Annotated in this window: 19 protein-coding genes and 1 pseudogene; 12 read left to right on the plus strand and 8 right to left on the minus strand. The window is 63.5% G+C overall.

Translation table 11 applies throughout. The features are described 5' to 3' along the window. Positions 1-53: 53 nt before the first annotated feature. From IVB28_RS08975 to IVB28_RS08985, 3 genes are all read right to left on the minus strand, one after another. A complete protein-coding gene (locus IVB28_RS08975) occupies positions 54-1538 on the minus strand; it encodes an FAD-dependent monooxygenase (RefSeq protein ID WP_247525710.1) in 1485 nt (494 codons plus the stop codon). Positions 1539-1836: 298 nt separating this feature from the next. Further along, on the minus strand, positions 1837-2181 hold the full coding sequence (locus IVB28_RS08980; RefSeq protein ID WP_247525711.1) for a response regulator: 345 nt from the start codon (positions 2179-2181) through the stop codon (positions 1837-1839). 161 nt (positions 2182-2342) lie between these two features. Next, positions 2343-2543: a hypothetical protein gene (locus tag IVB28_RS08985; protein ID WP_247525712.1), complete on the minus strand. Its 201-nt coding sequence runs from the start codon at positions 2541-2543 to the stop codon at positions 2343-2345. 585 nt (positions 2544-3128) lie between these two features. Here IVB28_RS08985 and IVB28_RS08990 point away from each other — a divergent pair. Beyond that, positions 3129-3464, plus strand: coding sequence for a hypothetical protein (locus tag IVB28_RS08990; protein WP_247525713.1), 336 nt, complete (start codon positions 3129-3131; stop codon positions 3462-3464). Between the two features lie 132 nt (positions 3465-3596). Here the strand turns inward: IVB28_RS08990 and IVB28_RS08995 are convergent, their stop codons facing one another. Continuing rightward, entirely contained in the window at positions 3597-4694 is a 1098-nt protein-coding gene (locus tag IVB28_RS08995) for a hypothetical protein (protein WP_247525714.1), read from the minus strand. 324 nt (positions 4695-5018) lie between these two features. Here IVB28_RS08995 and IVB28_RS29485 point away from each other — a divergent pair. From IVB28_RS29485 to IVB28_RS09020, 5 genes and pseudogenes are all read left to right on the plus strand, one after another. Beyond that, positions 5019-5639, plus strand: a pseudogene (locus IVB28_RS29485) (phage terminase large subunit); the annotation flags it as partial. 392 nt (positions 5640-6031) lie between these two features. Then, positions 6032-6460, plus strand: coding sequence for a GNAT family N-acetyltransferase (locus IVB28_RS09005; protein ID WP_247525716.1), 429 nt, complete (start codon positions 6032-6034; stop codon positions 6458-6460). A 258-nt stretch (positions 6461-6718) separates the two neighbouring features. Next, complete coding sequence (locus IVB28_RS09010) at positions 6719-7987, plus strand: CoA transferase (protein ID WP_247525717.1); 1269 nt, start codon at positions 6719-6721, stop codon at positions 7985-7987. Positions 7988-8128: 141 nt separating this feature from the next. Further along, positions 8129-9334, plus strand: coding sequence for an acyl-CoA dehydrogenase family protein (locus tag IVB28_RS09015; protein ID WP_247525718.1), 1206 nt, complete (start codon positions 8129-8131; stop codon positions 9332-9334). 9 nt (positions 9335-9343) lie between these two features. Then, on the plus strand, positions 9344-9907 hold the full coding sequence (locus IVB28_RS09020; RefSeq protein ID WP_247525719.1) for a flavin reductase family protein: 564 nt from the start codon (positions 9344-9346) through the stop codon (positions 9905-9907). A gap of 23 nt (positions 9908-9930) precedes the next feature. Here the strand turns inward: IVB28_RS09020 and IVB28_RS09025 are convergent, their stop codons facing one another. Then, entirely contained in the window at positions 9931-11010 is a 1080-nt protein-coding gene (locus tag IVB28_RS09025) for an NAD(P)-dependent oxidoreductase (protein WP_247525720.1), read from the minus strand. On the opposite strand from IVB28_RS09025, the gene IVB28_RS09030 reads away from it, so the two are divergent. From IVB28_RS09030 to IVB28_RS09055, 6 genes are all read left to right on the plus strand, one after another. Further along, positions 11009-11992, plus strand: coding sequence for an ABC transporter substrate-binding protein (locus IVB28_RS09030; protein WP_247525721.1), 984 nt, complete (start codon positions 11009-11011; stop codon positions 11990-11992). The genes IVB28_RS09025 and IVB28_RS09030 overlap by 2 nt on opposite strands. Positions 11993-12071: 79 nt before the next feature. After that, positions 12072-13766 (plus strand): dihydroxy-acid dehydratase, encoded by a 1695-nt coding sequence (gene ilvD, locus IVB28_RS09035; RefSeq protein WP_247525722.1) that lies wholly within the window; start codon positions 12072-12074, stop codon positions 13764-13766. A gap of 122 nt (positions 13767-13888) precedes the next feature. Then, positions 13889-14734 carry an ABC transporter ATP-binding protein gene (locus IVB28_RS09040; protein ID WP_247525723.1) on the plus strand — a complete coding sequence of 282 codons (846 nt, stop codon included), beginning with the start codon at positions 13889-13891 and terminating at the stop codon, positions 14732-14734. Next, positions 14731-15516 (plus strand): ABC transporter permease, encoded by a 786-nt coding sequence (locus tag IVB28_RS09045; protein ID WP_247525724.1) that lies wholly within the window; start codon positions 14731-14733, stop codon positions 15514-15516. Before IVB28_RS09040 ends, IVB28_RS09045 begins: the two co-directional genes overlap by 4 nt. Then, the gene (locus tag IVB28_RS09050) at positions 15516-16280 is read left to right on the plus strand and encodes an ABC transporter permease subunit (RefSeq protein ID WP_247525725.1); all 765 of its coding nucleotides are present in this window, start codon (positions 15516-15518) and stop codon (positions 16278-16280) included. The genes IVB28_RS09045 and IVB28_RS09050 overlap by 1 nt, the downstream gene beginning before the upstream one ends. A gap of 35 nt (positions 16281-16315) precedes the next feature. Further along, positions 16316-17362: a peptidase M29 gene (locus IVB28_RS09055; protein ID WP_247525726.1), complete on the plus strand. Its 1047-nt coding sequence runs from the start codon at positions 16316-16318 to the stop codon at positions 17360-17362. A 95-nt stretch (positions 17363-17457) separates the two neighbouring features. Here the strand turns inward: IVB28_RS09055 and IVB28_RS09060 are convergent, their stop codons facing one another. Genes IVB28_RS09060 through IVB28_RS09070 form a run of 3 tightly spaced genes read right to left on the minus strand, consistent with a single transcriptional unit; the run spans position 17458 to position 21062 of the window. After that, complete coding sequence (locus IVB28_RS09060) at positions 17458-18450, minus strand: 3-hydroxybutyryl-CoA dehydrogenase (protein WP_247525727.1); 993 nt, start codon at positions 18448-18450, stop codon at positions 17458-17460. A gap of 3 nt (positions 18451-18453) precedes the next feature. Further along, complete coding sequence (locus IVB28_RS09065) at positions 18454-19542, minus strand: NAD/NADP-dependent octopine/nopaline dehydrogenase family protein (RefSeq protein ID WP_247525728.1); 1089 nt, start codon at positions 19540-19542, stop codon at positions 18454-18456. Then, the gene (locus IVB28_RS09070) at positions 19539-21062 is read right to left on the minus strand and encodes a long-chain-fatty-acid--CoA ligase (RefSeq protein WP_247525729.1); all 1524 of its coding nucleotides are present in this window, start codon (positions 21060-21062) and stop codon (positions 19539-19541) included. The genes IVB28_RS09065 and IVB28_RS09070 overlap by 4 nt, the downstream gene beginning before the upstream one ends.

The following is a 21062-nucleotide window of genomic DNA, read 5'->3' on the forward strand; positions in this document are numbered from 1 at the left end:
GTCCGCTGTTTAGCCTCCTGTTGAGGGATAAGCGGACATCCGAAGCACCCTGATCAAAAGTCCAGGTCCTTAGGCCGGGCTCGGCTCGGCCCGAACCACCGCGTCATTGCCTCCTCAAGCCCGCTCTGCCTCCCGTCTCCGACCCACGCCACATGCCCATCTGGACGCACCAGCACGGCGCTTGGCGCTGCCACTTGCCCGCTGACTGGAAGCTCCCATACGCCGTGGTATGTGGCATCGACGACATCGATGCGATCCGCCCACGGCGCCACGTCGATGGCCCCTCGCTTGCCGAAATCGAGCAGCACGCCGCGCGCGCGGTGCAGCAGCGAGAACAGTGTTCGCTTCTGTCCTTCGACCGTTAGGTCCAGATCCGGCATGCGCCGCCCCAGCAGCGCGTGGCCTTCGCCGAGATCGTAAGCGATGTCGAGCCCGCTCATCATCGCGCCAAAGCGCTTGCGCGGCTCGTCCATGCCGAGCAGCTCGGCGATGGTGTCGCGCGCGGCCTTGCGGCCCTCGTCGCCGCGGCGGAGCAGGGCGATCTGCGCCATGGTGTTTTTCAGCACGCGCGCGGCCACCGGATGGCGCTCGGCATGGTAGCTGTCGAGCAGGCTGCCCGGCGAGACGCCCTTGACCACCTGCGCCAGCTTCCAGCCGAGATTGACGGCGTCCTGCACACCGAGGTTGAGGCCTTGCCCGCCGGCGGAGTGATGGATATGCGCGGCATCGCCGGCGAGCAGCACGCGGCCCTTGCGATAGGACACAGCCTGCCGCGCCGCATCGGTGAAGCGGGAGATCCACGCCGAGCTGTGCAGGCCAAAGTCGGTGCCGTACACGGCCATGAGCGCGTCGCTGAGATCGCGCGGGGTGGGCGTGCCGCTGCGATCGAGGCTTGCTTCGGTCACGACGACCAGCACGCGCCCGCTCTCGGTCTTGCTCAGGCCGTGGAAGCCGAGCGCGTCGTGACGCAGGCCCCATTCCGGCGGCTCGCGCATCTCGACCTCGGCCATCAAGTTGCTGAGCGTCGGATCGAAGCCGGCGAAATCGATGCCCGCGGTCTTGCGCACCAGGCTGCGGCCGCCATCGCAGCCGACCAGGTAATCTGCCCGCAAGCGCTCGCCGCCGGACAGCGAGATGTCGACGCCGGTCTCGTCCTGCGCAAAGCCCGTGACCTCGCTACTCCGGTAGAAGGGGACCGCGAGCTCTTCGGCCCAATCGGCCAGGATGCGCTCGATGTGGGTCTGCCGCAGCGCGAGCCCGTAAGCGTGCCGTGTCGGGAGGTCGCTGATGTCGAGCCTGGTCCAGGCAAAACCGGCGAGCTGCACGATTGTCCCCTCGCGCAGGAAGCGGTCGGCGACGCCGCGCTGATCGAATATCTCGATGGTGCGGGCGTGCAGCCCGCCGGCGCGCGTCTCGACAATCGCCTGATCGGGGCGCCGTTCGACCACGGCGACGTCGATACCGGCGAGCGCGAGCTCGGCGGCCAGCATCAGGCCGGTCGGGCCGCCGCCGGCAATCACGACGTCGTGCTCGCTCATGGCCGGGTTCCGCAGGCGGGTTCGGCGCGTGCGGTCGCGCGAACGGGAATTGGGAAGCGTTGCAGACACGTCGTGACCCCTCGGCTTGCTGGTTGGGCCGGGGGTTCTACGGCAGAGGCGGGGACTTGAAGCAAGCCCGTTGCGCACCACATATTGAGTTGGGAGGAGGGGCTTGCTCTTCCGCGCCCGCCGCGTTGACACGTCGGGCAACACACCGGCATGATGGCATCATCGAAACGAGTTTGATTTGGCCCGCGCGGGAGATGCCCGCTGCGGGTTTTGTTTTGCCGGGAGAGATTCAGCAGGTGCCGGTGGTTCGCTGCATGACGTCGGCGAGCTCCTCAAACGAGAACGGCTTCCTGATCATCGGCAGGCCGTCGCGCCGGGGCTCGCGCCCCGACAATTGCAGCATCTTCAGCTCCGGGCGGATGCGCCTTGCCAGCTCGGCCAGTTCATGCCCATCCATGCCGGGCATGTTGATATCGGTGATGAGGATGGAGATGTCCTGGTTCTGCCTGAGCCGTTCGAGCGCATCCGCGCCGCCTTTGGCGCAGATCACCTCGCAGCCGAGCTCCTCCAGCATATCCACGATCACGTCGAGGACGGCGGGGTCGTCATCAACGACCAGGACAGTGTGGCTCATCGCGCGAACTTCCTTGCATCACATCGATCAACGCGCCGCTCTGCTTGTAGGTTCCCGCGAGCCTAAGCATGATCCGAAAAAGTGCGCAGCGGTTTTCCGAAAAGATCATGCTTAAACAACGACCTAAAGCGCGATGCGATTCACCCTCATCGCATCGCGCTTTAGTCGTCCTTCGACAAATCGCCGGGCTTTTCGGGAACGCTGATGCTGCCGCCTTCGCCGTGCGCGAGGTCGCGGCCGCTGTCACGGGTCTCGCCGGGCTCTTCGATGATCGCGTCCGGCATGTCGCGCTTTTTGTCGCGGCGCGGCTCGTCTGCGGGCGTGCTGCGCGGTGTCTGCGGTATCGTCGTCTTCGGTGTCATTGGCCGATCCTTTCGATCGGCTAACGCTCGCCGCGCCTGCAGGTTCGTTTGACACGTCGGGCAAAACACTGGCAGAATGGCATCATCGAAAAACGTCTGGTTAGCCCGCGCGGAGACATCTGCAGCGGGCTTTTTCATTTCCGCTTTTTCGCGGCGACGATCTCGCGCAACACAGGCTTTGACACGTCGGGCAACACACCGGCATAATGACATCATCGAGACGAGTTTGGTTCACCCGCGCGGAGCACATCCGCCGCGGGTTTTTTCGTCTCGATTTCAGAATCGGACGGCGGCGGCGCATTGCGGCCACGCACTCGTCAAACCTGGAGCGCCGATCGGCGCGCCGCCGTCCGTACCATTGCTGGCCGTGCACGCGCGAACGTGCCGGCCCGCGGCGAGAGGGCCCATTGCCCGCGCCGCTGCGGTCTCCGGAAGACACGGAGATAGGGTTCGCGCCCGAAACGATCGCGCTTTTGTTGACGCGATCTGCCGCGCATTTTCTTGTTTGGGAGGGATGATGACCGCCTATCTGATATCGCTCGCGCTCGCCGGCCTGATCGCAATCGTGCTGTGGGAGACGTTGTCGTGAGCGATGACATCGAAAGCGAGCTCGCAAACGAGCCGTCCCGACCGCCGGCTGGCAGGAAAACGGCGAGGGCGCGCACCCTGACCGAGATCCGCTCGCTCGCGCGCAGCCACACCAGGACGGCCCTGAAGGTTCTCGTCGGCATCATGCGCAGCGATGATGCGACGCCGGCCGCGCGCCTCTCGGCCGCCAACGCCATCCTCGATCGCGGCTGGGGCAAGGCCGCACAGCCGCTCGAGAGCGGCGAAGAGGTCGTGGAAACGATCCACCGGGTCGAGCGGGTCATCGTGCGCCCGGAAGACGCCATCGGCGGCGAGGCCGGCCCCAAGGCTTGAGTTGCCAAAATCTCGAACTTGAAGTTCGCCTCGACGCGTCGGGCAAAACACTGGCAGAATGGCATCGTCGAAAGAGTTCCGTTCAGCCCGCGCGGGAAGCATCCCGTTGCTTGCTGCTCATTTCGTCGATCCCTAGTTCCTGCTCTGCTTGCCGGCCCGGTGCTGCGCGGCATAGGCGCGTTGCACCTGAGCGCCGCAATAGGACAGCTTTCGGCCGTCGCCGGTGAAGTGTCCGTCCTTGATGATCCAGAGGATGACGGTCTTGTCGTCGATCTTCTTGAACATCAGGTTCTTGCGGTCATGAATGGTGTCCGGGTCCTGCACGCTGACGGCGTCGGGGCCTGGAGCCGATTGCAACGTGCAGTCGGCGTCGATCCTGACGGTGTCGGGAAGCTGAACCTGCGTATTCCTGATCTGGCAGATATTCGAGGCCGTCGTGATCGACTTCCTGGCGAATGCAACGACCGTGTCACTGAATTTTGCGCAACGTTCCTCGAAATCAGCACCTACCGCGCCGTAGACGCCATCCTGCGGATGAGCGCTCTTGAGAGTGAGTTCCACTTCGGCCTTCCGCTTGGCTTCCTCGGCCTTCTGCTTTGTTTCCACCTTGGCTCTCAGCGTGGCCTCGGCGAGCGCGCGCTGCGTCTTCAGAGGGCAATAGGCTGCACGCCAGGGAGGGTCCTTGAACTTCCCGTTCAGGCTTTTCTGGACAGAGATTGTCGCGTCATCAATCCGCTTGACGAACATGACTTCGTTGAATTTCCTGCTCGCCCAGTTGGGATCGCGGGGGTTGAGGTTCTGCGCCAGATTGTAATCGTCGCAGACCATTTCAACCCTCAGCGAGCCCGGGCCTAGATCGGTGATTTTCTTGAAATCGCAGCCCCATTCGGAACCGCTGACCGACATTTCGCCGATCGTCATGTCGTTGCCCTCATCGCAGTTCGACTCGAAATTCCTGCCGGGTTCAGCATAGGCGCCGGCCTTCGGACGCCATTTGTCGAATGCCGGCGCGGGGCGCTCTTGTGCGATCGCATCGGATGCGAATGTGGTCAGCATCAGCGCCAACATCGCGTGATGCCGAATTCCGAAGACCGGCAGCTTTCTCACGCGAGTCTCCCCTGTCCGTCGGATCGAGAGGTCGCCCTCTGCGTCTCCTGCGGGCAACCTAGTTAGACAATTATCAATGGTTGAGCAAATCGGCCGAAGCCACACCGTCGCAGGTGCGGGCAAGTGCGCTGACGTGCCTCTTCCGAATGGGGTTGGGACATGTCCTGGGAAGATATGACGAGAATGCCTGTCGGAAGCCCGAACCGATCGGCGTTCGATTCAGCGCCGGTAGAGGTCCCGAACATCGGCCCGGCTTCCACGCTCCCACCAGCCGCGCAGGAACAGTTCGGTGGCCTATTTGGGCTTTGGCTGCCATTCTCCGAAAACGCGATCCCGCCCGACCTGAGCCAACCTCGGCAACGACAACCCGACTCACCAGACAACGAAGACTGGTCCGCGATGTGGCGCAGGCGCACCAGCCTGCCCTAGGGCGAGCGAGCGCATCCATTGTCCATCCTGAAAATTCCGACGGCCAAGATCTTCGAGCCGCTGCTGAAGCCTGCGCGCTACAAGGGCGTTTATGGCGGACGCGGCTCGGGCAAATCGCATTTCTTCGGCGAGCTGCTGGTCGAGACCTGCCAGGCCGAACGCGGCACGCTCGCGGTCTGCATTCGCGAGGCGCAGCGTACGCTGGCGCAATCCTCCAAACGCCTGATCGAAGGCAAGATCGCAAGTCTCGGTCTCGGCCACGGCTTCAAGCTCTTCAGCGACAAGATCGAGACGCCCGGCGACGGGCTCATCATCTTCCGCGGGCTTCAGGATCACACGGCCGACTCGATCAAATCATTGGAGGGATTCCGCATCGCCTGGATCGACGAGGCGCAATCCTTGAGCGCGCGCAGCCTTGCGCTGCTGCGGCCTACGATTCGCGCCAAGGACTCCGAGCTTTGGGCGAGCTGGAATCCGCGCCGCAAGAGCGATGCGATCGACGATTTCCTGCGTGGGCGCAAGCCCGACGGCTCCCTGGTCGTCAAGGCGAACTGGCGCGACAATCCCTGGTTTCCGGACGTGCTCGGCGAGGAAAGATTGCTGGATCAAAAGCTCTATCCGGAGCGCTACGATCACATCTGGGAAGGCGAGTATGCGCGCGCTTTCGAGGGCGCCTATTTCGCCTCGCTGCTGTCGGAAGCACGCGCGCAGGGGCGGATCGGGAAGGTGGCGGCGGATCCATTGCTGCCGCTGCGCGCCTTCATCGACATCGGCGGCGCGGGCGCAGCGGCGGATGCCTTCACGATGTGGGTCGTGCAGTGGGTTGGCAGCGAACTCAGAGCCGACTTCCAGCACCTGCGGCGCTGGCGAAAGAGCGTGGAACAGGCGCAGAGCTACACCTTCAAGGCGGTGATCACGATCATTGCGACGGGCCTGATGGGGGCGGTCTGGCTCGGCGTCAAAGTCGTGCTGGGCAAGTGAGCCTCCACCGCCTCCGAGTCGCAGTAGACTACCCCCCAATAGGCCATCCCATGTACAGAATTCGGATCGTCGATGCGGACGATGATGAGACCGCCGAGATTCTCGGCGATCTGCATCGGCTGACATTCTTCGATGGGGCTTCCATGCCGCAATTCGATTTGGGGGCGTGGTGGATCGCCTACCACGGTGATGACGCGGTCGCCTTCGCCGGCGTCGTGCCGTCGACGCATGCGCGGAACAGCGGATATTTCTGCCGGGTCGGGGTCTTGCAGCGGCACTGGGGACGGGGACTTCAACTGAGGCTGATGCGAGCGATCGAAGTGCGAGCGCGACGCCTCGGATGGGACTGCATCGTCTCCGATACAACGGACAATCCGGTATCTGCGAATAATTTCATCCGTGCGGGTTATCGGCTTCACGAGCCCGAATCGCCATGGGCCTGGTCGCATACGCTCTATTGGCGAAAGTGGCTGCGCTGAACAATTGCAGCGGTTTTCCCGTCATGCGGAACGTGACTTTCGCAAACTAGAATGGCCGCGAGAGGCGCGCGCGCTTCCGCCGCTCGGAGATCTCTAACAGCCCGGCAGCTTGATGGCTGCCGGGCTGTTTCTGCGTTTCGGGCTGGAGCGAGCGAGGCACTTGGGAAGTGGGCCTTGCGAAGTGGGCGGCGCCGGGCTTTAAGTTTGCTCTTGCAGGAAATTCGGCGGCCATAAGCCGATGTAAAGGGAGCGCCATCGATGCCCAACAAGCCTCAATTGCCGGAACGTTCGCCGCGGGCGACGGGAGGACCGACTGCGCTCGATGGCCTGCTGGTCGTCGATTTTACGCGTGTCGTCGCCGGCCCGGCCTGCACGCAGATACTCGCCGATTTTGGCGCGCACGTCATCAAGATCGAGAACCCCGACGGCGGCGACGACACGCGCGCCTATGAGCACGCCGAAATTGGCGGCGAAAGCGCGGCCTATCTCAGCCTGAACCGCAACAAGCGCGGCATTGCGCTCGATCTTTCGGTGCCGGAGGCCCGCGAGATCGCGCTGGATCTGATTCGCAAGGCGGATGTGGTCGTCGAGAACTTTTCCAGCGGGGTCATGAAGAAGTTCGGGCTCGACTATGAGGCGGTTGCCCCGCTCAATCCTCGGCTGGTCTATTGCTCGATCTCCGCCTACGGACGCTCCGGACCGTTCGCCTCGCGCCCCGGCTTCGATCCCATCACGCAGGCCGAGAGCGGCTTCATGTCCCTCAACGGATTCGCCGACGGCCCGGCGGTTCGGACCGGCCCGCCCATCGTGGACATGGCGACGGGGATGTCCGCCTGTAACGCCATCCTGCTGGCGCTGCTCGCGCGGGATCGGCTCGGCCGCGGGCAACATGTCGAAGTCGCCTTGTTCGACATCGCGATGGGAATGACCGGCTTCTACGGCATGGCCTATCTCATCAACGGCGAAAACCCCGGCCGGTTCGGCAATTCGCCCAGCGGGTCTCCCACCGTCGGCGTCTATGAGGCCTCCGATGGGCCACTTTACATGGCCTGCGCCAACGATCGGCTCTATCGCCGGCTCGTGGTCGAGGTGTTCAACCGACCAGATCTCATTAGCGAGCCGCAGTTTGCCACGCGCAAGGCCCGTTCCGAGAACAAGGAGCTCCTGCGCGCGGCCATCGCGGAGGTCTTTGCCGGCGATACGCTCGAGAACTGGATGAGGAAGATGAAGCGGGCCAATATTCCGGTCGGCTACCTTCGGACGGTGGAGGAGGGGTTCAACGCACCAGAAGCTCGCGAGCGCCATCGCTTGAACCGGATTCCGCACCGTACCGCGGAATGGGTGCCCAACATCGAGCCGCCGATTACCATGAGCCTCACCGGCGCGATCGATCCCGTTGCGGCACCCCTGCTAGGTGAGCATACCGAGGATGTCTTGCGTCATGTGCTCGGTTACGACGAGCGTCGGATTACGGAGTTTACGCGGAAGGGTGTCTTTGGCGTGGGCAAAACCTCGGCGCCAGGTTAAGCCTGAGCGGTCAGTCCTCACGGGACCCGGCTTCGCCGGCATGCGAATCGATACCATTTGCATTGGCTTGATTTGGCGGTGCGGCGGCCGCATAAATGTGTGAAGCGAGGGACACGAATGGCGCCTGGTCGAAAGCCGAGCATGGGGCAGCCCACCGGGCCGGACGCCGGCGAACACGCCCATGCGGCAATGATCGCGAAGGCTCGGGCGCTGGTGCCGCAGCTCCGAGAGCGGGCGGCGCGAACCGAGGAGCTGCGGCATCTGCCGTCAGAAACCGAGAGGGACCTCCACGACAGTGGTCTGTTCCGGATGCTCCAACCGGCACGGATTGGCGGCGCCGAGCTTGACTATGTCGCCCTCGTCGACTGCGCCGAGTTGCTCGGACAAGCGGACGCGTCGGTCGCCTGGAATCTCGCCAATCTGGCGAGCCATCACTGGATGCTCGGCATGTTCGAGCAGAAGGCTCAGGAGCTGGTCTGGGGCCGTGATCCGGACGCGCTGATCGCATCCTCGTTCATTTTCCCCGCCGGACGCGCCACGAGAGTCGCGGGCGGATACCAGCTGCACGGCAGCTGGCCGTTCTCCTCCGGCGTTGCCTCCTGCGAATGGAACATGCTTGCAAGCGTGGTCTACTCCGACGACGAGGCGGACGGCATTGAGTATCGCATCTTTCTGCTGCCAAAAGGCGATTACAAGGTGCTGGACACTTGGAACGTCACGGGACTGCGCGGGACGGGGTCTTGCGACGTAGAGGTCAGGGACGCCTTCGTGGCTGACCACATGACGCTCGCCGTCGGCGACCTCGCCGGCGGTCCGACGCCGGGAAGCAGGATCAATCCAAATCCGCTGTATGCGCTCCCCGTATTCTCGCTGTTCCCATACGTCCTCTCCGGGGTCGCGCTGGGGAATGCACAGGCGTGCCTCGACGATTACACGGAGGTCGCACGTCATCGTATTTCGACCTACAACCGTGCCAAGCTGAGCGATTTTCAGAGCACTCAGATCAAGATCGCGGAGACTTCGGCCAAGATCGACGCCGCGCGGCTGATCATGCGGTCGGCATGCCTCGATGCCATGGAGGACGCGCGACGCAATCACGTTCCTGACATGGCAACAAAGACCCGATATCGGCGCGACGGATCTTTTTCTGTGAATTTGTGTACGGACGCGGTGTCGATGCTGTTTGCTGCGAGCGGCGCGCGCGGGCTGTTCACGAGCGGTGTGTTGCAGCGTCAATTCCGCGATGCTCACGCGATCAATTCGCATCTCGCATTCAACTTCGATTCGGCCGGGACCAACTATGGACGCGTGGCGCTGGGCCTGCCGTCCGAAAATCTCACGCTGTGAGGCCGGCTGATGAATGATCTGCCGCAGCAGCCCCACGTTCCCGATCCCGCCAACGAATTCGCGAGCGATAGCTCGCAGATTGACCCTCGCGACTTTCGCAACGCGCTCGGAACCTATGCAACGGGCGTGACGATCATCACGGCCGCGGCGCCTGACGGCAAGCCCTACGGGCTGACATGCAATTCGTTCGCCTCCGTGTCGCTGAATCCTCCGCTGGTGCTGTGGAGCCTGGTCGTCTACTCCTCGAGTCTGACCATCTTCCAGAACGCCAGCCATTTCACGGTCAACGTGCTTGGCGCTTCGCAGCAGGGGCTTGCGAACAAATTCGCCAAGTCGTCGGACGACAAGTTCACCGGTGTGGATTGGACGCCGGGCCTCGGCGGGGCGCCGGTGCTTGCGAAGAGCGTCTCCAACTTTCAATGCCGCTCCGTGAATCGCTATTATGGCGGCGACCACGTGATCTTTCTCGGCGCGGTCGAAGCCTACACCTACAATACGCAGGAGCCGCTGCTCTTTGCGCAGGGAGCGTTCGGCCGATTTCTCGCGGACGACGCGCGCAAGAAGACACCTTAGCGCTTCAGGTCGCGCTCGATGGCTTAGCGCTCCGCCGCTGAAAGCTTGTAAATTTCCAGTGCGTCCGCTTCCGCGCCGCGCGCGGCCTTGGCCAACCTGAAGAGCTGGCCCGCAAGCGAGGCCATCGGCACAGGCGTCGACGTCGCCTGTGCGATGTCGGCGACGGTATCGAGATCCTTGAGCATCGTTGCGACGTGGCCGAGCGGCGGGGAGTGAATCCCTTGGACCATCCGCGGCACGAAGAGCTGGAGCGGGATGGAATCCGCAAAGCCGCCGGCGAGCGCTTCAGGCAGGCGATTAGCATCAATGCCGGCGTTGACGGCCAGGCGCGTGGCTTCGGCCAGGACCGCCATCGCGCAGCCGACGATCACCTGATTGCACAGCTTTGTGGTCTGGCCGGCGCCGGTCGGACCCATGTGGGTGAACCTGCGCGCCATGGTCAAAACGTAGGGGCGTACCCTCTCGATGTCGGCCGCCTCTCCGCCCGCCATGATCGCAAGCGTGCCTTCCTCGGCGCCCTTCGTTCCGCCGGAAACCGGTGCATCGATCCAGCCGGCGCCGTTGGCGTCTTTCAGTCGCTTGGCGAGCTCGCGCGCGGCGTCGGGATGTATCGACGAGAAGTCGACGACCAGCTTGCCTGCGCCGGGCGCCGCTGCAAGCCCGTCGGTCCCGAAGATCACCTCGTCGACCGCCGCCGCGTCCGTCACGCACATGAAAGCAATATCCGAGTTCACCAGGAGATCGCGAGGCGTGACTGCGGCCTTGGCCCCGGCCTCGACCAGCGGAGCCACCTTGCCTACCGAACGGTTCCAGATGTTGACCTGATAGCCAGCCTTAAGCAGGCGTCGGGTCATCGGCGTTCCCATCAGCCCCAGGCCGAGATAGCCAAGCCTCTCGGCACCTTGCGGGTTCGCCTTGCTCGCATCAGCCATAGGTTGCCTCCCTTCTGTCGCAGTGCGACGCCGCTTTACCATACATTGCGCATCGGACGGCAAAACCGCCCGGCTCGCATGGCTTGCCTGATTGTTTGAACCATGAAACATTTGATCCCGGTCGGGTTGAGGTGGCGCCGGTCGGCGCCGGAGCAGCGGAGTGGGCACCATGCGAACCGTTTCGAAGTGGATCCTGGCTTTGGGGGCGGCAGCGGCCGTGAGCGCGGGAGCAACCTCCTCATGGGCGCAGCAGACGATCCGCGTCGGCTGGACGATCCCGGCCGAAGAATCCAAATACTGGATGATGCGCCGCCCGGCTGAATTTCCCAGTATCGGCAAAACCTACAACATCGAATGGACCCAATTCCAGGGCACCGCGCCGATGACGCAGGCACTCGCGGCTGGCGCGCTGGATTGCGCGACGCAGGCGCCACTGTCGCTCGCCAACGGTGTGGTCGGCGGCAATCTCAAAGCCTACATCGTGGCGCAGCACGTGTTCGAGAAGCCTGGCGGTTTCTCCGTCTATTGGGCGGTCATGGATGACTCGCCCATCAAGACAATCGCTGATCTCAAGGGCAAAACGGTCGGCATTTCCGTGATCGGCGGTGGCACGCAAGGCCCGTTCAACCTGCTGCTGAAGCAGAATGGCGTCGATCCAGCGAGGGATATCAAGCTGGTCGAGGTCGGCTTTGCCGTCTCCGAGGATGCGCTGCGCCAGGGCCGTGTCGATGCGGTCAACATGAACCAGCCGTTTGCCGCGCGCGCGGAGGCTAAGGGTGGCACAAGGAAGCTGTTCTCGCTGTCCCAGGCCATGCCGAACATCGTGCATATCCTCGAAGCCTGCCGGGCCGATTTCGTCGACAAGAACCCCGAGCTGGTCAAGACCTATGTCCGCGACATCACGTCGGGCATGAAGAAGGCGCTGGCCAACCGCGAGGAGACTCTCAAGGTGGTCAACGAAGTCCTGAAGGCGCCTATCCCGGTGCTCGAGACCTACCTGCTCAAGGACAACGATTTCGGCCGTGATCCAGGCGCGGCGCCGAACTTCCCCGCGATCCAGAAGATGCTGGACATCTACGCGGAGACCGGAATGCTGCCGAAACTGGATGTCGCGCAGTTCAAGCATCCGGCGATCGTCGCTCCGCTGCAGTAGGCGAGCGGGCGAACGATCCGAACGAGGAGCTTGCGGCGTCCCCGGATGATCCGGGACGAGGCACGAAGAAGATGCGCGCATGAAGAAGTTGCGATCACGAGTCACGACAGACGGCCTCGACCGGGCTCCGCACCGGGCGTTCATGCGTGCGATGGGGCTCGACGACGCGGCGATTGCGAAGCCGATGGTGGGCGTCGTCAGCATGAAGGGCGAGCAGACGCCCTGCAACATGACCCACGACTTCCAGGTGGCTGCGGCCAAAACCGGAATTGAGGAGGCCGGCGGCACGCCCCGCGAATTCTCGACCGTGTCGGTTTCCGACGGCATCAGCATGAATCACGAGGGAATGAAGTTCTCGCTGTTTTCGCGTGAACTGATCGCCGACTCGATCGAGGCCGTCGTCCATGGTTTGGCTTACGACGCTCTGATCGGCTACGGCGGATGCGACAAGACGCTTCCCGGCGTGATGATGGGCATGGTTCGTTGCAACGTGCCGTCCATCTTCATCTATGGCGGGAGCTCGCTGCCGGGCCGCGTGGACGGGCGTACGCTGACGGTGCTCGACTCCTACGAGGCTGTCGGCAGCTTCATGACGGGGGAGATCGATGGCGGCACGCTCGAGCGGATCGAGCGTGCCTGCTTGCCGACGATCGGCGCGTGCGCCGGTCAGTTCACCGCGAACACAATGGGAATGGTCTCGGAGGCGATGGGACTGACCATTCCCAACGTCTCGATGGTCCCCGGAGTCTATGCCGAGCGCGCGCAGATTTCGCGGCGCGCCGGGCGCCTGATCATGGAGATGCTGGAGCGCGGCGGGCCGTTGCCACGCGACATCGTGACGCGGAAATCCCTGGAGAACGGCGCGGCGATCGTTGCGGCGACAGGCGGCTCGACCAACGCTGCGCTGCATCTGCCTGCGATCGCGAACGAAGCCGGCATTGCATTCACAATCGACGATGTGGGGGAGGTCTTCACCAGGACGCCGTTGATCGGAAATCTGCGCCCGGGCGGCAAGTACACCGCAAAGGATGTCTACGACATCGGCGGCGCGGCGGTCGTCATCCGTGAGCTGATCCAGAGTGGGCATATCGATGGCAGCTGCTTGTCCATCACCGGCCGCACCCTTGCTGAAGAATATGGCGCGGCCAACGCACCCGATGGAGAAGTTGTGCATGCGGTACGTGCGCCGATCATGCCTGATGGCGGCGTGGCGGTGCTGAAGGGAAATCTCTGTCCCGACGGTGCCGTGATCAAGGTCGCGGGTTTGAAGAGCCAGTTTTTCGAAGGCGTGGCGCGCGTGTTCGAGGACGAGGAAGCTTGCGTGAAAGCGGTTCGTGACCGCAGTTACAAGGCAGGTGAGGTTCTCGTGATCCGCAATGAGGGGCCGGTCGGCGGTCCCGGCATGCGTGAGATGCTCGGCGTCACCGCGCTGATCTACGGGCAGGGCATGGGCGAAAAGGTGGCCCTGATCACCGATGGCCGGTTCTCCGGCGCGACCCGCGGCATGTGCATCGGCTACGTGGCCCCCGAAGCATTTGTCGGCGGTCCGCTGGCGCTCGTTCGCGACGGTGATAGGATCCGGATCGATGCGGCAAACCGGCGGATGGATGTGCTGCTCGATGAGCAGGTACTCACCGCGCGACGACGAGATTGGAAGCCAGGTCTGCCGCGTCACCGTGCAGGTGCGCTTGCAAAATATGCGCGACTGGTAGGGCAGGCGCCGGGCGGAGCCGTTACGCATGAAGGCCCGGCAGAATGGCCGTGGTTCGAATGACGCACCGCACGCGTGCGAAAACGGCCGTCTGTCTGGCAGGTTTCTTGCTAAGCTCGTGCCGCTAACGAAGAACGTTCAGCAGGTTCGCCGAGAATGTTCGCGCGAGTGAGACCAGAGACGGGATGACGGTGGTGCCAGCGAGATCGAGCGAATGGGTGAGACCGGTGACATCACAACAGCCGGCTTCTGCAATCATCGAGATCGACCGCGTCTCGCAGGTCTTCCAGACCTCGGCGCGCAAGGGTCATGTGGCGTTGTCGGACATCTCGCTGACGATTGACGAGAGAGCCTTCGTCTCCATCCTCGGTCCGTCCGGCTGCGGCAAGTCGACACTGCTCTATATCGTCGGCGGTTTTGTCAGCCCGACCAGCGGCACGGCGAAAATCAAGGGCCGTGCGATCACAGGGCCCGGTCCGGACCGCGGACCGGTGTTCCAAGAGTTTGCCCTGTTCCCCTGGAAGACCGTGCTGGGCAATGTGATGTATGGCCCGCGCCAGCAAGGTGTGCGTGCCGCCGAGGCGGAAGCGCAGAGCCGGACCTTGATCGAGATGGTCGGCCTCAAGGGCTTTGAGAATTTCTACCCAAAGGAATTGTCAGGCGGCATGAAACAGCGCGTCGCGCTGGCGCGGACACTCGCCTACCATCCCGAAGTGCTGCTGATGGACGAGCCGTTCGGCGCGCTCGACGCGCACACAAGGACGCGCCTGCAGAACGACCTCCTGAACATCTGGGAGCGTGACCGCAAGACCGTGCTGTTCGTCACCCACTCCGTCGACGAGGCCGTCTTCCTCTCGGACAAGGTCGTCATGATGTCGAACTCTCCCGGCCGGATCCGGCAGGTGATCGACATCGACCTGCCGCGCCCGCGCCGCCGCAACGAGCTGTTGCTCGATCCGCGCTACCAGAAGTACGTCGTCGATATCGAGCGCATGTTCGATGACGGCGACGAAGGCGGGCCAGCCTTATGATGTCGCCGGCCGCCTTGATCAGACGAGCCGCGCCGGTGCTGGCCTGCATCGGATTGCTGGCGCTGTGGCAGGTCGCCTCGCTGGCGCTGAAGAACGACAGCTTCCCGACCGCGATCGAGGCGATCCGGGCAATTCCCGATATCCTCGGCGACAAGGAATCCCTGATCAACATCCTGGCCTCGCTTCGCCGCATGGCGATCGGGTTTGGCCTAGCGGTGCTGGCTTCCATTCCGCTGGGCCTGTTGATGGGACGCAGCAGGGGCGTTGCGGCTTTTTTCAATCCGCTTCTGATGGTGATCTATCCGGTGCCGAAGGCCGCCTTGATGCCGATTATCATGCTTTGGCTCGGCGTCGGCGACATCACCAAGACATTGGTGATCTTCCTGGGCGTCAGCCTTCCCGTCATCTATCATAGCTTCGAGGGTGCCAAAGCTGTCGAAGAGAAGATGCTGTGGTCGGGCGCCGCGATGGGGCTCTCGCCCGCGCAACGCCTGGTGCGGATCGTGTTGCCGGCGGCTCTGCCGGAAATCCTGACCGGGTGCCGCACGGGACTGGTGCTGGCGCTGATCACGATGATCACCAGCGAGATGATCGCCCGCCAATCCGGCGCGGGCAACATCCTGTTCAATGCGCTCGACATGGGCCAGTATGACACCGTGTTTGCGATGATCATCATCGTGGGGGCGATGGGAATCTGCCTCGACGCGATTTTCGAAAGGGTGCGTGCCAGGCTCGTGCGTTGGTCCGAGCCTCAGTTCGACATACCGCTGAGCTTCTCGTGATGTCGCGCCTTCCTTCTCCCTACGTCCTTCTTGGGATTGCCCCGATCGTGCTGGTCATCGCCTTGTGGCAAGGCCTGGTGTCATTCGGCTTCGCCCCAGCGGTCTTGCTGCCGCCGCCGGGCTTCGTCTTCAGCCGCCTGCTCCAGCAGCTCCTGACGTGGACATTTCAGCAGGAGATCGCGGCAACCTTGATCCGGCTGTTTGCAGGGTTCGCGATTGCGGTCGTGCTGGGTGTCAGTCTCGGCATTGCCGCCGCCGCCAATCCCGCGATCAATGCCGTGGTTCGGCCAATCGTGCGCGTATTGGCGCCATTGCCCAAGGTCGCGCTCTATCCAGCATTGCTGCTGCTGCTCGGCTTCGGCCACGGGTCGAAGATCACATTGGTGGCTGCCGACGCTCTTTTCCCCATTCTATTGTCGACCTATTACGGTGCCTCGATCGTCGAACAGAAGCTGATCTGGTCGGCGATGGCGGCGGGATCGCGTCGCACCGAAATTCTGTTCAAGGTGGTGCTACCGGCGGCGATGCCGTCGATCCTGACCGGATGCCGGATCGGGCTTGTCATTTCCTGCATCGTAGTGTTTCTGGCCGAGATGATCACGTCGACGGACGGGTTGGGGCATGCGCTCGTGACCGCAGCCCGAACTTTTCAGGCCGTCGACATGTTCGTGCCCTTGATTACGATCTCGCTGCTGGGCCTGATCCTGAATGGCCTGCTCGGGGCGGTGCGCTCGTACCTGCTACGGGGCTTTCCCGAAGCGTGAACTGACCAAGAAGACGAGACGACCGGGAGTGAATCATGCTGACTGATCGCATCGAGGCAAAGTGGATCGACGCATTCTGCGAGATCTTTGAACGCTGCGCCGTGAAGGCCGGCGATACCGCCGCGATCCTCTCGGAAACCCAGTCGCGTGCGCTGAATGTGCATCTGGCAGAACTGGCGCTGCTGCGGATGGGTGCGCGGCCATTTCATGTGGTGATGCCGACCCCGCGCAATCGTAATATCGTCCCGGTGCGCTCAACAGGGGCGAGCGAGGCGATCCAGAAACTTGGTCCGGTCATCACCGCGCTTCAGCAGGCCGGCTTCGTGGTGGATTGCACCATCGAAGGCCTGATGCACGCGGCGGAGACGCCGGAGATATTGAAGGCCGGGGCGCGGATCCTGGTGATCTCCAACGAGCATCCCGAGGCGCTGGAACGCATGGTGCCGGATTCCGCGCTCGAGAAGCGTGTTCGGGCGGCGGCGAAGATGCTGCGGGGGACCAAGCGGATGCGTGTCACTTCGAAGGCCGGCACGGCGCTCGATGTCGATATGGTCGGCGCGTCCACGGTCGGCGTGTGGGGTTGGACCGACAAGCCCGGTACGCTGGCGCATTGGCCGGGTGGCATCGTCGTCAGCTTTCCCAAGAGCGGGACGATCAACGGCACGCTGGTGATGGCGCCGGGCGACATCAATTTGACTTTCAAGCGTTACCTGTCCTCGCCTGTGAAGATGACCTTGAAGGACGACTATGTCGTCGAGCTGCAAGGCGAGGGCACGGATGCTGCGATGATGCGCGCCTATCTCGCAGCGTGGGGAGATCGCGAAGCCTATGCGGTCTCGCATGTCGGTTTCGGCATGAACCCCGGTGCACGTTATGAAGCGCTGTCGATGTACGACCAGCGCGACACTAACGGCACGGAGATCCGGGCCGTCTGCGGCAATTTCCTGTTCTCGACCGGCGCGAACGAATTCGCCGGCCGCTACACCGCGGGGCATTTCGATCTGCCGATGATGGGAACGACGATCGAGCTCGATGGCGTCGCGGTGGTGCGTGAAGGCGTTCTGCAGGACGTCTTCGGCTAAAGCATGATCCGGAAAAGTGCGCAGCGGTTTTCCGACAAGATCATGCTTAAACAATAACCTAAGCGCGATGGCGATTCATCCTAATCGCATGCGCTTTAGTCGCGATCGAGCACCGGTGGCCGCGCTAGGTCGAAATGCCGGAGCAGGTCGACCATGGCCTGAAGCCGTTTTGCCCGATAGGCATCGACGTCCATGCCGGAATAATCGAGGAATCCTGCGCCCGTGCGCAGGCCGATGCGGCCTTCGTGCATGTTGCGAGCAATGACGTCCGGCGCGCGATAGCGGTCGCTGCCGAGTGCGTCCTCGAGATAACGGCTCGCGTAATAGAGGATGTCGCCGCCGCCCCAGTCGATGAATTCGAGCAGCCCAAGCACGGCATAGCGGAAGCCGAAGCCGTAGCGGATCGCCTTGTCGATCTCCTCTGCGCTGGCGACGCCTTCCTCGACCATGCGGGCGGCCTCGTTCATCGCCAGCGCCTGGATGCGCGGAACGATGAAGCCGGGCGTCGCCGCGCAAACGACCGGCATCTTCCCGATACCTTCGAGCAACGCCTTGACCTCGTCGATGATCGCGGGATCGGTGGCCTTGCCCGGCGAGACTTCGACCAGCGGAATCAGATAGGCCGGGTTGAGCCAATGCACATTCAGAAAGCGGCGCGGGTTCACGATCGCGCCCGAGAGATCGTCGACCAGGATGGTCGATGTCGTCGATGCGATGATGGTGTCAGGGCCGACTTGCCTTGAGGCTGCCCCCAGCACCTCGCGCTTGAGCTCGACGAGTTCGGGGACGCCCTCGAAGACCATTCCGGCTTGAGACAACGCCGCGCTGCTCTTGCTCGCCGGCACCACCGAGACCCGCGCGATCAACGGATCGACGTCCGCTTCGATCAGCAGTCCCAGCTTCGACAGGCTGGCAAAGGTCTTGCCGACTTCGCCCAGCGCGTCCGCCTCCAGCTTGGCGAACTCCTCCCCGGAGCGCGCCTTGATATCGATCATCGTGACCTTGTGCCCGGCATAGGCGAACGCGACGGCGATGCCGCGCCCCATGCGGCCAGCTCCCAGACAGGCGATATTGACGCGGTTGGTCATCGATCAGAATCCATTGCGAAGCAGCGTCTGCAATTCAGCCTTGCTGAGATTGTCGAGTCCCAGCGTCTGAAGCGTTCGGCCACCTCGCGCAAAATCCTCGCCGCAGACCGCGCCGCCGATCGACAGGAACGCTTTGGCCAGCGGTGTGGCGACGCCAGCCAGGCCGGCGACGGACACCAGCAGAGACAACCCCAGTCGCAAATCCTCACGCATATAGCGGTGCTCGGTCAGAACGATCTGCTCCCGCCAGTCGCCGGATTCGGTCAGCCGATCGTGTGAGCCGCGGCCGTACATCCAGATCTCGCCTTCCCTGGCGTAATGATCAGCGAGCGGGAAATGCGGTGCTTCGTATCCGAGCGCCTCACGCACCGCGATGCGTTCCGCGTCAAGCGCGTCGGTGACCCGGCGAATCGCGGCTTGGGTGCCTTCCTTGTGAATGTCCCAGCGCTCGAAATGTTCGATCGGGCCGGCATTCATCACGATCAGCGGCGGATGGATGATGGGTCCTGCATTCATCAGCGCACCGGACAGCGCGTCTCCACACGGCTCGGTCGCATCGGGGAAAGCACGCCCGATCACCTCGAGCGCGTGTGGTGCGTGGTCGAGCGGGAACACGCCGACCGGAAGCCGCTTGGCGCGAATGGTGATCGCAACTTCGAATGGTCCGTGCTTGCGGGTGAGCCAGGGCAGTGTGCCGGTTTCGGCAAAGCTCGCTTTGGCATGGTTCCCGGCATCCCGCGCAGCCTGCGCGAAGATCATCGAGCCGAATGTCGCCGGAGGCAGGAATACGACCTGACCGTCGCGCAGATGCGGCGCGAGCAGGCGAGCGATATCTGATTGGGCGAAGGCAGGGGCGGGGCACAGGATCAGCTCCGTGCCCTCGACGGCCTCGGCGATATCGGTCGTGATGCGCGCGAGCGTCGCGTCGTGGCGGCCGTTGTGATCCCTGACCAGGATGCGCGAGCCGGCGGTGCGATGCGCTGCGACCTGATCGGCATCGCGGCGCCACAGCCGCACCTCATGGCCCGATAGCGCAAAATCGCCTGCGGCCGCGAAAGAGCCGTTTCCCCCACCCAGAACCGCAATCTTCAAGATGCTTCTCCTTGCGTGCGGGACTGTGCATCAAGCTGCTTCAGCAGGAAGTGCTGGACCTTGCCCAGCGCCGTGCGAGGCAGGTCGGTGACGAAGACGATGTCGCGCGGCACCTTGTAGCGGGCGAGTTGCGCCTCGACATGAGCTCTCAGCTCGTTCGCTTCGAGCCGGCAGCCGGATCGGGGGATGACATAGGCGATCGGCACCTCGTCCCAGCGCGGGTCGGGTCGGCCGATCACGGCGCATTCGCTGACATCGGGGCGTTCGAGCAGGACGCGCTCGACTTCCGCCGGGTAAATGTTCTCGCCGCCGGAAATGATCATGTTCTTCTTGCGGTCGCGGACCCAGAAATAGCCGTCGGCGTCGCACAGGCCGATATCGCCGGTGCGATACCAGCCGTCGTGCAACGCTTCGCGCGTGGCGGCCTCGTTGCCCCAATATTCGAAGAACACGTTGGCTCCGCGCAGCGCGATCTCGCCGGGCGTGCCCGCCGGCACCTCGTTGCCGGAATGATCAACCACCTTCGCTTCACAGCACAGGCCGGCAAGGCCGGTCGAGCCCGAACGCGAAAGGTCGCCGCCAAGCCGCGTGTAGACGGCGATCGGACAGGTTTCGGTCGAGCCGTAGACCTGCAGCACCGGGACGTGGCGCGCAACGAAACGCTCGATCAGGTGCGGAGGCACGATGGTCGAGCCGGTGGCGACGGCCTTGAGCGAGGAAAGATCAGCGGCTGCCCAGGCGGGATGCTCGCTCACGGCCTGTATGATCGCAGGCACCATCACGGTGAGCGTCGGTCGTTCCTGCTCGATGGCCGCGAGCGCGGTCTCCGGCGCAAAACGCGCGTGGACCGTGACGGTCGCGCCAAGCTGCAGGGCGGGCGTGGTCTGGATATTGAGGCCACCGACGTGGAAGAATGGCAGCACGGTCAGCACGTGGTCGTCGGACGTCATGTTGTGCATGTGCTGGCTCATGACCCCGTTCCAGAACAGTGCCTCCTGGCGCAGCACCGCGCCCTTCGGCCGCCCGGTCGTCCCTGATGTGTAGACGATGAGCAGCGGGCAGGAGAGATCGGTGTGCGGGTTGCGGCCGGTGCCCCGGCTTCGAGCCAACAGGTTTTCGAACGTCGTGCCGCGAGGCGGCTCGAAATCGAGCCCGACAAGTGCAGTCCCCTCAAGTTCGGCAAGAACCCCCTCAAATGCCTGCTCGAGCACCAAGACCTTGGCGCCAGCATCGGTGAGGATGAAAAGCTGCTCGGCGATAGCCAGCCGCCAGTTCAGGGGCACCAGCATCGCGCCAAGCCGCGCGCAGGCGTAGAGCAGAACCAGATAGTCCGGTCGGTTCAGGCTGAGGATCGCGACGCGGTCGCCGCGGCCTACGCCGAGCTGCTGCTTCAACGCCGTCGCGGTCCGCTCGATGCGCGCGGCGAATGCCGCATAGCTCAGCCGTTCCCCTTCAAAGGCAATGGCGGTCTTGTCCGGCGCGAACGCCGCGTTGCGATCGATCAGACTGCTGAGGTCCAC

Source organism: Bradyrhizobium sp. 199 (assembly GCF_023073355.1).
In the GTDB taxonomy this organism is placed as follows: Bacteria; Pseudomonadota; Alphaproteobacteria; order Rhizobiales; family Xanthobacteraceae; genus Bradyrhizobium.